The 307-nt window shown below is 52.1% G+C and carries 1 pseudogene; it reads right to left on the bottom strand.

The features are described from left to right. Positions 1–307: pseudogene (locus B3O33_RS02130) on the bottom strand (sodium:calcium antiporter); the annotation flags it as partial.

Genomic DNA, 307 nt, shown 5'->3' with positions numbered 1-307 from the left:
GCTGATTCCATTACCATCCAACCGGCGATGCAGGTCACCAAAGCCAGGGCAATAAAACCAAGCCATGTTGCCGTCAAGCTACCATGATGCAGTTTTTCGGGTTTATCCGGAACTGTCTGCCGGGTTGAACGTGGGAACCACATGGGTCTTACCTGCGTGCGGTGAACCAAGTGTAATCCAAACAGATAGGCGACAACGATCACCGGTGTAACCGGATGCACGCCCCAGAATGAAACTGAAGGCGAGACGATCGCCAGTAACGGCAGGGTCAGTAAAACGATCAACAAACCTGCCAGCATCAGGTTTA

The organism is Methylophaga sp. UBA1464 (genome assembly GCF_002325665.1).
Classification (GTDB): domain Bacteria; phylum Pseudomonadota; class Gammaproteobacteria; order Nitrosococcales; family Methylophagaceae; genus Methylophaga.
Note: the sequence above shows the minus strand (reverse complement) of the source record. Positions and strands in the feature narration are given on the sequence as shown.